Below are 13306 nucleotides of genomic sequence, written 5' to 3'. Positions count from 1 at the left end.
CGGCGGCAGCACGCAGACAAGTAAATAACTAGATAGTTTCGCAACAGCCACGCCGAGGGCGCCGCCGACCGGTCGACCAGCGGGCCGGCCGCTCGCCGTACGTCGGCTCCGTACTACGAGGCGCCATCCACCAAGTACGGGGCCTCCCGAGCGGAGTACCAGCGGTGGAAGAGTCGGTGGACCGCTGCCGGCCGTACCGCCGCCTTGTCCGATCATCCAACTGCCCGGTCCCGGCGAGAACCGCCAGACTGGCCGCATGGCAGATCACCCCCCACCGCTCCCCACCCCCGTGGCCCTGGTCCTGGCCGCCGGCGGCGGCCGGCGGCTCGGCGGGCGGCCCAAGGCGCTGATCGAGCACGCCGGCCGGCCGCTGATCGAGCACGCCCTGGCGGTGGTGCGGGCGGGGGGCTGCACCGAGACGGTCGCGGTGCTGGGCGCGGCGGCCGAACGGGTCAGGGCCACCGCCGACGTCGGCGACTGCCGGCTGGTCGACAACCCCGAGTGGGAGAGCGGTATGGGCTCCTCACTGCGCGCCGGGCTCGCAGCTCTGCCGCCGGGCGCACGCGCCGTACTGGTGATGCTGGTGGACACCCCGGGGGTGACCCCGTGCGCCGTCGCCCGCCTGCTGGCCGCCCACCGTGCGGGCGCCGAGCTCGCGGCCGCCGCGTACGCCGGCAGGCGCGGCCACCCGGTGCTGATCAGCGCCCGCCACTTCGTCGAGGCCGCGGCCGGTGCCACCGGCGACGTCGGAGCCCGCGCGCTGCTCACCGCGCACGCCGCCGAGATCGTCCTGGTCGAGTGCGGCGACGTCGCCGTGCCGGACGACCTCGACACCCCGGCGGATCTCGCGCGCTGGAACGCCTCCGCCGAAACACCCCCGCGCCCCTGAAGTCCCCCTGAACTATTGCCGCATTCGGCGCCAAGCCCCCTGCGGATCAGGGACGATGGAGGGCGAACCTGCCCAGCCGACCCGAACGGACGGTGCACGCCATGGCCTCAGTGCCGCTGCCCGACGACTTCAGCGATCCGGCCTGGTTCGGCCCAGACGCCCTGCCCGAGCCCGCCGACGGCCCCGGCTTCAGCGGGTCGCCGGCCGAATCGGGGGCCGCCGGCACGGGCTCGGGCGCCGGCGCGATCCGCTGCCCGGCCTGCCGCCGCGAGCACATGTACGAGCCGCCGAGCCTGCCCTGCCCGTGCGGGGCGCAGCTGCGGGTGCCGCTGCTGCGCGGCGGCGTGCCGGTGCAGGTGCGGTTCCGCTCCTGGGAGGACTCCTGGCTGAGCATGCGCTGCCCGCACTGCAGCCGCAGCGACCAGTGGCCGCAGCCGGAGTTCACCTGCAACTGCGGCGCCACCGTCCGTCTGCCGGTGGACCGTTCGCCCCGGGCGCAGAGCACCGCCCTGCCCGGACCGGCGGCGCTGCCGGGCCAGAGCGCCCCGTTCTCGCCGCGCCCCCGCCCGTACGGGGCACGGTCGCACGGTCCGGTGCCGATGGTGCCGCCGCAGGGGTACGGCTCCGAGTTCCGCGACCGGGGCGGCCGAGGGCCGGGCGCGGGTCGGGCGCCGTTCCGCCCGCAGCCGGTGCAGGGCCAGGAGGACGCGGTGATCACGGCGGCCCGTTACCTCCAATGGCTGGGCTTCGAGGACCTGGAGTTGACGGAGGAGCAGGAGGGGCCGGCCGTCACCATGCTGGGCAGCCGGATGGTCGCCCAGGTTGACGCGGGTATCGAGCCGGCGGACGTCAAGGCCGTCGAGTGCCTCTGGCTGCAGACCCTGCACGCCGAGGAGATCGCCGCCGCGATGTTCACCGTCGGCGGGTACTCGCACCAGGCGACGGTGCGCGGCGAGCAGCTGCTGGTGGCCCTGTTCCAACTGGACGAGGCGGGACTCCCGCAGCCCGCCAACGGCGCGGCGGAGGCTCTGGCGGAGACCGGCTGGACGTCCTGACCGGCCCCGCTGCCGCCGGCCCGGCCTCACCCGGCCCGGCCCGATCAGCCGTCAACCGCCGCTGACGCACCCGTCAATCCCCACCTGACCCACAGTCAACCCAGGTATCAGGGCGCCGTGAGATCGATCACGGATTTCCGCAATCTCCGGCGCTCGTGATCTGGTGCACAAGCTCGCCCCCGTGTTGAATTGCGGCCACAGAGTCCCGTTTTCTGGACACCGCACACAAGGAGGTGGCGTTGTCGGAGCACGGTACGGACCTGGGGGGAAGCGCCGACACGGTGTGGCGGTTACGCTCGCGCGGCTGCTGGCGGGAGGCTGCCGAGCTGCTCGCACCGACCGCGGCGCAGGATCCGGACGTCGCCCTGCGCCGGGCCGAACTCCTCATCGAGCAGAGCCTGTTCACCGGGCACCACTGGCAGGAGGCGGAGCACGCGCTGCGCCTCGCCGAGGCCGGGGCCGCCGCCCCCGACCAGCGGGCGGCCGCCGCCTGCGCACGCGGCTTCCTGGCGTACGTGGCCAGCGTGCTCGGGCCTCGCGACCGGCTGGACGAGGCCCAGGCCGCACTGGGCCGGACGTCCGCCCTGCTGCCGCCGGGCGCCCCCGGACGGCCGCTGCTGGACTTCCGGCGCGGCCTGGTCGCGGAGAACCTGCTGCACGACCGGACCGCCGCCTGGATCGCCTACCGGCGGGCGCACGACGGCGCCACGGAGCGCGGTGACGAACTGCTGCGCTCGTACACCTGGGGGCACCTGGCCGCGCTGGCCCTGGCGGCGGGCGATGTGGAGCGGGCCCGGGAGGGGTTCCGGGCCTCCCTGCGGCTGCGGGAGGACCTGGGCTTCACGGTGGGTGTGGCACCCGCGCTGGCCGCGCTGGCGGAGGTGTCGGAGCCGGTCGAGGCGGCGCGGCTGCGCGCCGAGGCGGCCCGGCTGGTGCAGGCACTGGGCGGGGTTCCGGTGTGGCTCGCGCGCCGGTTGGGCGCCGTTCCCGCACCCGCCGCTCCACCGAACGGGTCCGTCGTGCGGGAAGGCTAAGCTTCCATCAGCTAAGGTGAGCCTAACCTGCCCGAGGGGAGCAGCGCCTCGGGCAGGTTCAGTCCTGCCGTAGCGGAGCTCACCGGGCTCCGGTCCACCCGATGGGGCCCGACCATGACCGTGAGCAGCACCGCGGCCGCCGCACAGGCAGTGCCCGTCCCGCAGGCCCCGCCCCCGCTGCTCGGCAGCTACGCCCGGCTGGGCCAGGTCTTCCCCGGGCTGCGGGTGCACGCCGGCCCGCCGCGCACCGGTCACGGCTGGGCCCGCACCGCCGACTTCGTCCGGCACCCGGACGCTCTCGGGAAGCTGATCGCCCATGACGCCGCGCTCGGTCTGGCCGAGTACGGCCGGCCGCTGCGCCCGGACGTCGCGGCCGGGTTCTGCCTGCACCGCTACAACTGGCCGGTCGCGCTGCTGTTCACGCTGCCGTGGCTGCTGGAGCGGCGGGTGCCCCGGATCCCGGTGGAGCGGGTGTCGGTCCGCCGCAGCTCGGGAGAACTGACCGTCCAGCCGGACGGGTTCGCCTGCCTGCCGGACGATCCGGCGGCCGTCCTGCCCGGCGCCCGGGTGGTGCCGGACGAACAGGCGCTGCGGGACGGGCTGTTGGCCGCGCTGGCCGAGCATCTGGCCCCGGTGCTGGCCGCATTCCGCCCGGAACTGCGGCGCGGCCCGCGCACCCTCTGGGGCATGGCCACCGACGACGTCGTCGAGGGCCTCTGGTACATCGGCAGCCTGCTGGATGAAGAGGCCGGGGCGGTGGCCGCCCTGGAACTGCTGCTTCCGGACGACGAGCGCCGTCCGCCGTTCGTCGGTGGCGCCGGCTTCCGCCCGGCGAAACGGCCGGACTCCCCGAGCACCTGGATGCGCGCCCGGGTGAGCTGCTGCCTGTTCTACACCGTCCGGCCGGCGGAGGCCTGCTTCAGCTGCCCTCGCACGTGCTCGAATCAGAACTGACATCGGAATACCCGCCCAATATTCGTCATATCATCCGCCGTGATTTTTCCCTGAATTCCCTCTCCTCGGTGCTTTGACGGCAAACCAGCCAAAACCCGCGCACGGTTCCGCCATGATGTCCATCACCGTCAATGCGGAGGAAAGCGAGGCTGTTTCCGGCCATGAAATTGTCCGACATACCTCTGGGCTGGGCCGTCGCGGGCGGGGTCGCGCTGGTGGTGACCGCCGTGCTGGTGGCCTTCGTCCGCACCAGGGCCAACGTCTCGGTCGGGAGCCCGGATTCCTGGGAGCGCGCCGAGGAACGCCGCCGCCGAAAGGAGTCCCTGTACGGGGCGGCATCGTACGGCCTGTTGTTCTGTTGCGCCGCCGTCGCGGCCGCGCTCTCGTTCCACGGCCTGGTCGGCTTCGGGGTGCAGAACCTCGGACTCGCCGACGGCTGGGAGTACCTGGTCCCGTTCGGCCTCGACGGCGCGGCCATGTTCTGCTCCGTCCTCGCCGTCCGGGAGGCCAGCCACGGCGACGCCGCACTCGGCTCGCGGCTGCTGGTCTGGCTGTTCGCCGGGGCCTCCGCCTGGTTCAACTGGGTGCACGCGCCGCGCGGTTGGGGCCACGCCGGGGCACCCCAGTTCTTCGCGGGGATGTCCCTGTCGGCCGCGGTCCTGTTCGACCGCGCCCTCAAGCAGACCCGGGTGGCCGCGCTCCGGGAGCAGGGCCTGGTGCCCCGGCCACTGCCGCAGATCCGGATCGTCCGCTGGCTGCGCGCGCCCCGCGAGACGTACGCCGCTTGGTCGTTGATGCTCCTGGAGGGCGTCCGCACCCTGGACGAGGCGGTCGAGGAGGTCCGGGACGACAGGCGCGAGGCCGCCCGGAACCGGGAGCGGCAGCGGCTCGCCAACCGGCGGCAGCGGGCCGAGATCAGAGCCCTGGGCCGCCGACACGGCGGGGCCTGGCGCTCACGCGACGCCCGCCGGCTGGCACCGCAGCTGGAGTCCGGCGGATCGGAGCCCGTCATAGCGGCGGCCGACGCCGCCCGGCCCGCGGAGGGGGCGGTCAGCTTCGCCGGCCTGCCGGCCCGGACGGACCGCCGCACCATCGACCTCACCCCGGACGAGGACACCATGACCCTGCCGCGCCTGGACACCCTGGAGCAGAAACTCAAGGACCTGGAGCAGCAGTTCGGTTGACCGCCGCAGCCCCTGGACGGTTCGGGGCCGGATCCGCTGGGGGCCTCCGCACGGATCCGGCCCGATCATCCTCGCCCCGGGCGGTTCTGAGAGCCTCGGCCGAGGCTGAAAGTTCCGGGCGGCTCTTAAACCCCGGCCGGTGATCAGTTCTCGGCGGAGAGCTCGAACCACATCCGCTTCCCGGTGCCGCGGGGCTCCACACCCCAGCCGTCGGCGAGTGCCTCGACCAGCATCAGCCCGCGTCCGGAGGATGCCTGCTCCCCGGGTGTGCGGCGGGTCGGCCACAGGTCCGACTCGTCCTCTACCTCGACTCGCAGCCTGGCACGGCCGGTCGCCCCACCGTCCCGGGAGGCCTCCCGGTAGAGCCGGGCGGTGAACATCGCGTCCCGGTCGGTGTGCCGGATCGCGTTGGTGACCAGCTCGGAGGCCAGCAGCTCTGCGGTGTCCACCAGTTCGACGACGCCCCAGCGGCGCAGCGCGTCCCGCAGCTCACCGCGCAGTTCGGAGATCCGTGCCAGGTCCGCCTGTCCGATCCGGCGGCGCAGTTGCTGAGCGGCGAGTCCCCCGGCCGGACCGTCCCAGCGGAGCAGCAGCAGTGCTATGTCGTCCTCGCGCTCGGTGAAGTCCGCCGCCTGCGAGGTGATCCGGTCGGCCAGCAACTCCAGTGGATCGTAAGGCGATTCGCTCCGGGCGGGGAGGTCACCGCAGACCGCGGCGCAGAACCGGGCGAAGCCGGTGTCCAGGTCCATGCCCCGGGCCTCGACCAGGCCGTCGGTGCAGAGCACGACGGTCTCGCCCGGGTCCAGGCTGAACCGGGTGACCCGGTACTCCTCGTCCGGGTCGACGCCCAGCGGCAGCCCGCCCGCGACCGGGACGGGCGAGGCACTGCCGTCGGCGCGGCGGACCACCGGATCCAGATGGCCGGCCCGGACCGCGTAGACCACGCCGTAGTCCACGTTCACCTCGGCATAGGTGCAGGTGGCGAAGTGGTCGGTGTCGAGGTCGGCCAGGAAGCGGGAGGCCCGGGCCATCACGGCGGCGGGCGGGTGGCCCTCGGCGGCGTAGGCGCGCAGCGCGATCCGCAACTGGCCCATGATTCCGGCGGCGTGCACGTCGTGGCCCTGGACGTCGCCGATCACCAGGCCGACATGGCCGCCGGGGAGCGGCACCACGTCGTACCAGTCACCGCCGATCTGCAGGCCGGACCCGGCCGCCAGGTAGCGCACGGCGGTGGTGACGCCGGAGATCGACGGCACCGTGCGCGGCAGCATCACGCGCTGGAGGCCGGCGGCGAGTTCGTGCTCGGCGTCGTGCAGCCGGGCCCGGGCCAGCGATTGGGCGACCAGACCGCCGAGGGTGGAGAGCAGGGTGCGCTCGTCCGCGTCCAGCTCCCGGTCGTCGTCGAACGAGACCAGGCAGACGCCGATGGCTCTGCCGCTGGCGACCAGCGGCAGGAAGGCCCAGGAACTGCGCGGGTTGTCGGGCGAGATCCGCGCCCAGGCCTCGGGGTAGCGCTCGCGGTACTCGTCCCGGCTGGCGATGAAGACCGGGGCGCGGTTGCGGATCGCCTCGGACGCCGGGTGGGTCAGGTCGAGCAGCGAGCGGTCGTAGGGGCGGACGCTGTCGGGGGTGTAGCCGGTGGCGCCGAGGATCTGGAGGCGGCCGGCCTCCAGGGAGGCGAGCAGCAGTCCGTCCGGCGGCAGTCCGGGCAGCGGCAGTTCGGTGAACACCCGCGCCACGTCACGGACCGTGACGGCCTCGGAGAGGGCGCGGGCGGCCTCCTTGATGAAGCGTGAGCGCTCCTCGCGCAGCGCGGCCAGCTCGCCGGCCCGCTCCCGCTTGTGCAGCTCTACGGTGGCGTCCCAGACGAACCCGACCATCCGGGACGGGCGGCCGAAGGCGTCCGCGAGCACCCGCCCACGGAAGCGCACCGCGTGCATCCCGCCGCCGGGGAAGACCGTGCGGTAGTAGGCGCCGCACTGGCCGAGTTCGGCGATGGCGCGTTCGACCCGGCGGCGGAGGACCGGGGCGTCCTCGGGGTGGAGCAGGGCCAGGAAGGCTGCGGAGCTGCGGTCGAAGCGCTTGGGGTCCAGGCCGAGGATGGCGCAGGCCCGGTGGTCCCCCTCCAGGACGTCGCGGCGGATGTCCCAGTCGAACGAGCCGATGCCGTTCGCGGCCATCGCCGGTTCGAGCCAGTCCGGGGTGGAGTCGCCGGTGCGGGTGGGCAACCCCCGGGCTGCCCCGGGCGCGATCCGGCCGGCCGGAAGACCGGGTGCGGTGCGCAGCACGCTGCTCGGCGCGGTGCTGCGGGAGGTCTGCGCCGGTGGGGTGCGGCGCGCGGGCCCTTGCGGCTCCGGCTCAGTCGCCATGGTTCTCCTGCCGCTGCCGTGGCATGCCGTCCGGGCGGACTGCGATGGCCGTGGGGTCGTGGGACGGTGTCACGGGTGGTGGCGGTCAGTCGAGGCTCGGCTCTCCCCGCTGCCTTCCCGGACACACATTCTCACTATCCTGTCGAATGTTCGGCAAGGCGGCAATGCCCGGAGCCAGTGGGTCGACCGGCGCGGCAGTGCCCAGGGCGCGGTCCTCCGCTCGCCCGCGACGAGTGCGGGCTCGGGTTCACCGAGCGGTACTACGAAGGTGCAGGCCCTGCGTACGCACAGGCCCTATGGGCGCGCAGACCCTACGAAGGTGCGTCTACGCAGGTGCGGGCATCCACGCAGGTGCCGAGTCGGCCGCACCTGCAGCCGGTCGCACGGAGCTCCGCGCCCGGATCGCTCGCCCTCGCCCCCGCGGATCGCTGCCCGGCCTAGAGCGGCCGGTCAAGGAGTGGCGAGTTCGAACCAGGTGACCTTGCCGTCTCCCCGCAGCTGCACGCCCCAGTCGTCGGCGAGCGCCTCCACCAACAGCAGACCCCGGCCCGAGGTGGCGAACTCGGCCGGGGTCCGGCGGCCCGGCAACCGGGCGGTACCGTCCTGGACCTCGATGCGCAGCCGCCGCTCCGAGGTCTCGGACGTGAGGACGGCGTCGAAGACCGCCCCTCTACCGGTGTGCACCAGCGCGTTGGTGACCAGCTCGGAGGTGAGCAGCTCCGCGGTGTCGGCGAGCTCCGGCACCCCCCAGCGGTTCAGCGCGGCGCGCAGCCGGTGCCGTACCGCGCTGACCGCGACCAGATCGGCCGGGTCCAGTGCGGCGTGCAGCCTGCGGTGCAGGGCGCAGCCCGGCTCGTGCACCGGCGGCAGGTTCTCGCCGCTCCTTGCGACGGGTGTGACCGTGTCACTGCTCGAAGCCGTCCGCTGGCGCGGAAACCTCGCCTGACCATCCATCACCGTACGCCCCCACTTTGTCCGGACGGCCGGCCACCGCGTCCCCCATCGGTCGGTCCGTCCAACGTTCTGCCGACCATCCTCATGCCCAGTCATCGACGTTCGCAACAGTGCGTAGGCGGTCACATGGTGTGAAAGCGGAGCTCGGAGGCTCCCGAGTGATCCTTTTCAGGGCCTGTCGGAGGTTTGCGCGCGCCGCACACGGTTCTCGACCACCGTTCGGTTCGCTGGAAAGCCGCTTCCGCGAGCGGCCGATTGAGCACCATCCCCCCGATCCGTCACCACTCCGACGACCTGGGCGTCACCACTTATTTCACCGCAGGATCGTCACCGCTTAACCGGTGGAGGCATGACGCTCCGGCGGCGCGAACGTCACCACGCCGGTGTCGAGCGTGGGCCCCGGCGACGTCCAGATGGGTGACGGCCACTCTACCGGGCCCCGGCAGGTGCTTCATTCACTTGTGCAGTACGGAAGTTACCCGTCGGAGAAAGCCACGGAAGAGGTCACGTTCGGACTCGTCGAAGGCCGTCCAGAGCGCAGACTCGATCCCGACCGCGCGAGCGTCGGCCTCTGCCACCACTGCCCGGCCGGCCTCGCTGAGCCTGGTCACCAGGACCTTCCCGTGCAGTTCGGAGGGTTCACGCTCGATCAGCCCCTTGGCCTCCAGATTGGCCAGCACGCCCGCCATGGTCTGCGGTGTGACGGCCGCCCCGCGCGCCAGTTGGGCACCCGACATCTCGGGCCGCTCGGTCAGCTGCAGTAGCACGGCGTACTGCGGGACGGTCAGGTCGAGTTCGCGCAGTGCGTCGGCCTTGGCCGCCATCATGGCCTGCTCGGCCTGCTTGATCGCGAGCCCGAGGCGCAGCTGGGCGCCCTGAGGTCCGGCGAGCAGTTCGGCGGGGTCGGTGGTCATGGGCCGCAGCCTCTCCTCAGCTTGCGCTCGCTTCCGCCGGTGCCGACTGCGGCACCGGTCGGGGCCCGGACGGGCCCCGACCAGTATCGCCGCCCGGGCCGGGGAGGTTCAGCGCACCCGCAGCACGTACTTGCCGATCGCCGTGCGGCCCTCCAGCCTGCGGTGCGCCTCGGCGACTCCGTCCCAGCCGATCTCCTCGACGTCCAGCAGCAGGGTGCCGTCGGCGACCAGGCGCAGGCCCTCCTCCAGGTGCGCGCGCAGCAGGTCGGGGCGGCGCCCCAGGACGCCGCCGAGGTTGTAGCCGGCGAGCGTGAAGCTCTCGTACCAGACCTGGTTGGCGTCCATCGTGATGTCCCGGTCGGCGGCGTTGCCGATCACCACGTGCCGGCCGAACACCGCGAGCAGCCCCCTGACCTGCTCGCGCGGCTCACCTCCGACCGAGTCGATCACCACGTCGTACCCCTGCCCGTCGGTCAACTCATCGATCTTCGCGGCGAGTTCGCCGTAGGTCAGGGCGTGGTCGTAGCCCGCCCGGACCGCCCGGGCGGCACGCTCCGGGGTGCTCGCGGCGCCGACCACCAGGGCGGCGCCCAGGGTGCGGGCGAGCCGGCCGAGCAGCAGACCCAGGGCGCCCGAGGCGCCGAGGACCAGGACCCGGTCCCCCTTCTCGACCCGGGCCGCGTTGCGCAGGGTGCCGACGGCGGTGGCCGCGTTGCAGGCCGCACCGGCGGCCAACGCCGGGTCGAGACCGGCGAGTTCGCCCTCCAGCGGGATGGTGGTGACGGCGCTCGCGATGACCCGCTCGGCGTTGCCGCCGAAGCCCGTCGGCACCGCCACCACCGGCTGGCCGACCCGCAGCGCAGTGACGCCCGGGCCGAGCTCGGCGACCGTACCGGCCACCTCCAGCCCCGGGACGGCGGGCAGCGGCAGCGGGAACTGGCCGCGCCGGAACATCACGTCGGCGAAGTGGACACCCGCATGGCTGACGTCGATGGCGACCTCGCCCTCTCCCGGCCGCGGGGCCGGCACCTCGGCGATCTCCAGGACCTCGGGGCCACCAGTACGGGTGTAACGGACAGCGCGCACGGCTGCGCTCCTCACGACTCGGACGTACTCGACCCTGCAGGGGTCGGTTTACAAGGCGCCTCTTCATGATTGCAAGGCGCCTTGTTTATATCAGGCCCCTGATACTCATGGGTAGCCGAATACTCGATTGCGACATCCGGCGCGCCGATCGCCCCGCCACGGGCAACGCTGGACATGGCGGCCCGGCCCGGGTTCAATGACCGGAGAGCTGTTTGAACGACGTTCTAACCAGTCCGAGAACCCCCACCCCGACCGCCCCTGACACCGGCTCCACCGGCATCCCGCGAGCGAGGAACCGTGCGACTGACCCCCACCGAACGGGACCGGCTGCTGATCTTCACAGCGGCCGAACTGGCCCGCGCCCGGCGCGCCCGAGGCGTCCGCCTCAACGTCCCCGAGGCCACCGCCCTGATCGCCGACACCGTCTGCGAGGCGGCCCGCGACGGCCTCCGGCTCGCCGAGGCCATCGAGGCCGGCCGCAGTGTGCTCACCGCCGACGACGTGCTGCCGGGCGTCCCGGACGTGGTGACCGTCATCCAGGTCGAGGCCGTGTTCGACGACGGCACCCGCCTCGCGGTGGTCAACGATCCGTTCAAGGGCGCGGGCTCGCTCGGCGAGGAGGCACCCGGCACCACCCTGCTCGGCGAGGGCAGGGGCTACGACCCGATCGAGGAGACGGTCGTGCTGCTGGTGCACAACACCTCACCGGTGCCGATCTCCGTCACCTCGCACTTCCACTTCTTCGAGGCCAACCCGCGCCTGGCCTTCGATCGGGAGGCCGCCTACGGCACCCACCTCGCGGTACCGGCGGGCTCCTCCGTCCGCTTCGACCCGGGCGCCACCGTGGAAGTCGGCCTGGTCCCGATCGGCGGCGAGCGCGTCGCCATCGGCTTCGCCGGCCTGGTCGACGGCCCGCTGGACGCCCCCGGCGCCCGCGAGGCCGCCCTCGCCAAGGCCCGTGCCACCGGCTACCTGACCAAGTTCGACGACGCGGAGATCGAGTCGTGACCGCGATCACCCCCCACGACGCAGCCGCCCCGCGGGGGACGACCCCCGCAACCCCAGCCCGAACCCCGCACGACTGCCCGGAGGCGGGAGCATGACCGCGATCACTCCGCACGACTACATCTCCGTCCACGGCCCCCGCGCGGGCGACCGGATCCGCCTCGGCGACAGCGGTCTGATCATCCGGGTGGAGTCCGACTCGCAGGCGCCCGGCGAGGAGTTCCTGGCCGGCTTCGGCAAGACCGCGCGCGACGGACTGCACCTCAAGGCCGCCGCCGTCCGCGACACCTGCGACGTGGTGATCAGCAATGTGCTGGTGATCGACGCGGTCCAGGGCATCCGCAAGACCTCGATCGGCATCCGGGACGGCCGGATCGTCTCGATCGGCCGGGCGGGCAACCCCGACACCCTCGACGGCGTCGAGGTGGTCGTCGGCACCGGCACCACGATCGTCTCCGGTGAGGGGATGATCGCCACCGCCGGCGCCATCGACACCCACGTCCACCTGCTGTCCCCGCGGATCATGGAGGCCTCGCTGGCCTCCGGAGTGACCACGATCATCGGCCAGGAGTTCGGCCCGGTCTGGGGCGTCGGGGTCAACTCCCCCTGGGCGCTGCGGCACGCCTTCAACGCCTTCGACGCCTGGCCGGTCAACATCGGCTTCCTGGGCCGCGGTTCGTCCTCCGACGCCGCCCCGCTCGTCGAGGCGCTGGCCGAGGGCGGCGCCTCCGGCTTCAAGGTGCACGAGGACATGGGCGCACACACCCGCGCCCTGGACACCGCGCTGCGGGTCGCCGAGGAGTACGACGTCCAGGTCGCCCTGCACACCGACGGGTTGAACGAGTGCCTGTCGGTCGAGGACACCCTCGCCGTGCTGGAGGGCCGCACCATCCACGCCTTCCACATCGAGGGCTGCGGCGGCGGACACGTCCCCAACGTGCTGAAGATGGCCGGCGTCGAGAACGTGATCGGCTCCTCCACCAACCCGACCCTGCCGTTCGGCCGGGACGCACTGGGCGAGCACTTCGACATGATCGTCTCCGCCCACGACCTGAAGGTCGACCTGCCCGGCGACGCCAAGATGGCCCGCGACCGCATCCGGGCCGGCACGATGGGCGCCGAGGACGTGCTGCACGACCTCGGGGTCATCGGCATCACCTCCTCCGACGCCCAGGGCATGGGCCGGGCCGGAGAGACGGTGCGCCGCACCTTCGCGATGGCCGGCAAGATGAAGGCCGAACTCGGCCCGCTGGACGGCACCGGCTCGTACGGCACCAGCGCGAGCGGCGACGACAACGAGCGCGTGCTGCGCTACATCGCCAAGCTCACCATCAACCCCGCCATCGCGCACGGCCTCGCCCACGAGGTCGGCTCGCTGGAGGTCGGCAAGCTGGCGGACATCGTGCTCTGGCGACCCGACCACTTCGGCGCCAAGCCGCAGCTGGTACTCAAGGCCGGGTTCCCCGCGTACGGAGTGGTCGGCGACCCCAACGCCTCCACCGACCGCTGCGAACCCCTGGTACTGGGACCGCAGTTCGGCGCCCACGGCGCCACGGCCGCGGACATCTCGGTCGCCTTCGTCGCCCAGGCCGCGGCCGAGGCCTCCTACCTGGACGCCGCCGCCGACCAACTCCCCACCCGCAGGCGGCGCGTGGGCGTCCGGAACACCCGCGGCATCGGTCCGCGCGACATGGTCCGCAACGCCCGGATCGGCCGTGTCGACGTCGAGGCCGACACCGGACTGGTCTCCCTGGACGGCTCGCCGCTGCGCTCCGCACCCGCCGACAGCGTCTCGCTGAGCCGCCTGTACTTCCTCTGACCCCGCCGAATCCCCCGAACCCCCGATTCCCCCACACCGCCGC

At 73.0% G+C, this 13306-nt stretch carries 11 protein-coding genes; 7 read left to right on the top strand and 4 right to left on the bottom strand.

The window, feature by feature from the left end:
* The first annotated feature begins 256 nt into the window (after positions 1-256).
* The 5 genes from ACWDAK_RS02995 to ACWDAK_RS02975 all read left to right on the top strand — a co-directional run bounded on the left by ACWDAK_RS02995 (position 257) and on the right by ACWDAK_RS02975 (position 5116).
* Positions 257-889 (top strand): nucleotidyltransferase family protein, encoded by a 633-nt coding sequence (locus ACWDAK_RS02995; RefSeq protein WP_427394431.1) that lies wholly within the window; start codon positions 257-259, stop codon positions 887-889.
* 101 nt (positions 890-990) lie between these two features.
* On the top strand, positions 991-1944 hold the full coding sequence (locus ACWDAK_RS02990; RefSeq protein WP_427394432.1) for a hypothetical protein: 954 nt from the start codon (positions 991-993) through the stop codon (positions 1942-1944).
* Positions 1945-2183: 239 nt separating this feature from the next.
* Positions 2184-2978 carry a hypothetical protein gene (locus ACWDAK_RS02985; RefSeq protein ID WP_344636461.1) on the top strand — a complete coding sequence of 265 codons (795 nt, stop codon included), beginning with the start codon at positions 2184-2186 and terminating at the stop codon, positions 2976-2978.
* A gap of 114 nt (positions 2979-3092) precedes the next feature.
* Entirely contained in the window at positions 3093-3932 is an 840-nt protein-coding gene (locus tag ACWDAK_RS02980; RefSeq protein ID WP_344636462.1) for a (2Fe-2S)-binding protein, read from the top strand.
* Positions 3933-4093: 161 nt separating this feature from the next.
* On the top strand, positions 4094-5116 hold the full coding sequence (locus ACWDAK_RS02975; RefSeq protein ID WP_344636463.1) for a DUF2637 domain-containing protein: 1023 nt from the start codon (positions 4094-4096) through the stop codon (positions 5114-5116).
* 143 nt (positions 5117-5259) lie between these two features.
* Here the strand turns inward: ACWDAK_RS02975 and ACWDAK_RS02970 are convergent, their stop codons facing one another.
* The 4 genes from ACWDAK_RS02970 to ACWDAK_RS02955 form a co-directional block, all read right to left on the bottom strand.
* The gene (locus ACWDAK_RS02970) at positions 5260-7485 is read right to left on the bottom strand and encodes a SpoIIE family protein phosphatase (RefSeq protein WP_427394433.1); all 2226 of its coding nucleotides are present in this window, start codon (positions 7483-7485) and stop codon (positions 5260-5262) included.
* A 450-nt stretch (positions 7486-7935) separates the two neighbouring features.
* Positions 7936-8346, bottom strand: a complete 411-nt coding sequence (locus tag ACWDAK_RS02965; protein WP_344636465.1) for an ATP-binding protein — start codon at positions 8344-8346, stop codon at positions 7936-7938.
* A gap of 548 nt (positions 8347-8894) precedes the next feature.
* Positions 8895-9353 carry a MarR family winged helix-turn-helix transcriptional regulator gene (locus ACWDAK_RS02960; protein ID WP_344636466.1) on the bottom strand — a complete coding sequence of 153 codons (459 nt, stop codon included), beginning with the start codon at positions 9351-9353 and terminating at the stop codon, positions 8895-8897.
* Positions 9354-9461: 108 nt separating this feature from the next.
* Positions 9462-10439, bottom strand: a complete 978-nt coding sequence (locus ACWDAK_RS02955; protein WP_427394434.1) for a quinone oxidoreductase family protein — start codon at positions 10437-10439, stop codon at positions 9462-9464.
* A gap of 297 nt (positions 10440-10736) precedes the next feature.
* Between ACWDAK_RS02955 and ureA the strand changes: the two genes are divergently transcribed.
* A complete protein-coding gene (gene ureA / locus ACWDAK_RS02950) occupies positions 10737-11447 on the top strand; it encodes an urease subunit gamma (RefSeq protein ID WP_427394435.1) in 711 nt (236 codons plus the stop codon).
* Between the two features lie 91 nt (positions 11448-11538).
* On the top strand, positions 11539-13263 hold the full coding sequence (locus tag ACWDAK_RS02945; RefSeq protein WP_427394436.1) for an urease subunit alpha: 1725 nt from the start codon (positions 11539-11541) through the stop codon (positions 13261-13263).
* Positions 13264-13306 lie beyond the last annotated feature (43 nt).

The sequence above is a fragment of the Kitasatospora sp. NPDC001175 genome, assembly GCF_053598215.1.
Note: the sequence above shows the minus strand (reverse complement) of the source record. Positions and strands in the feature narration are given on the sequence as shown.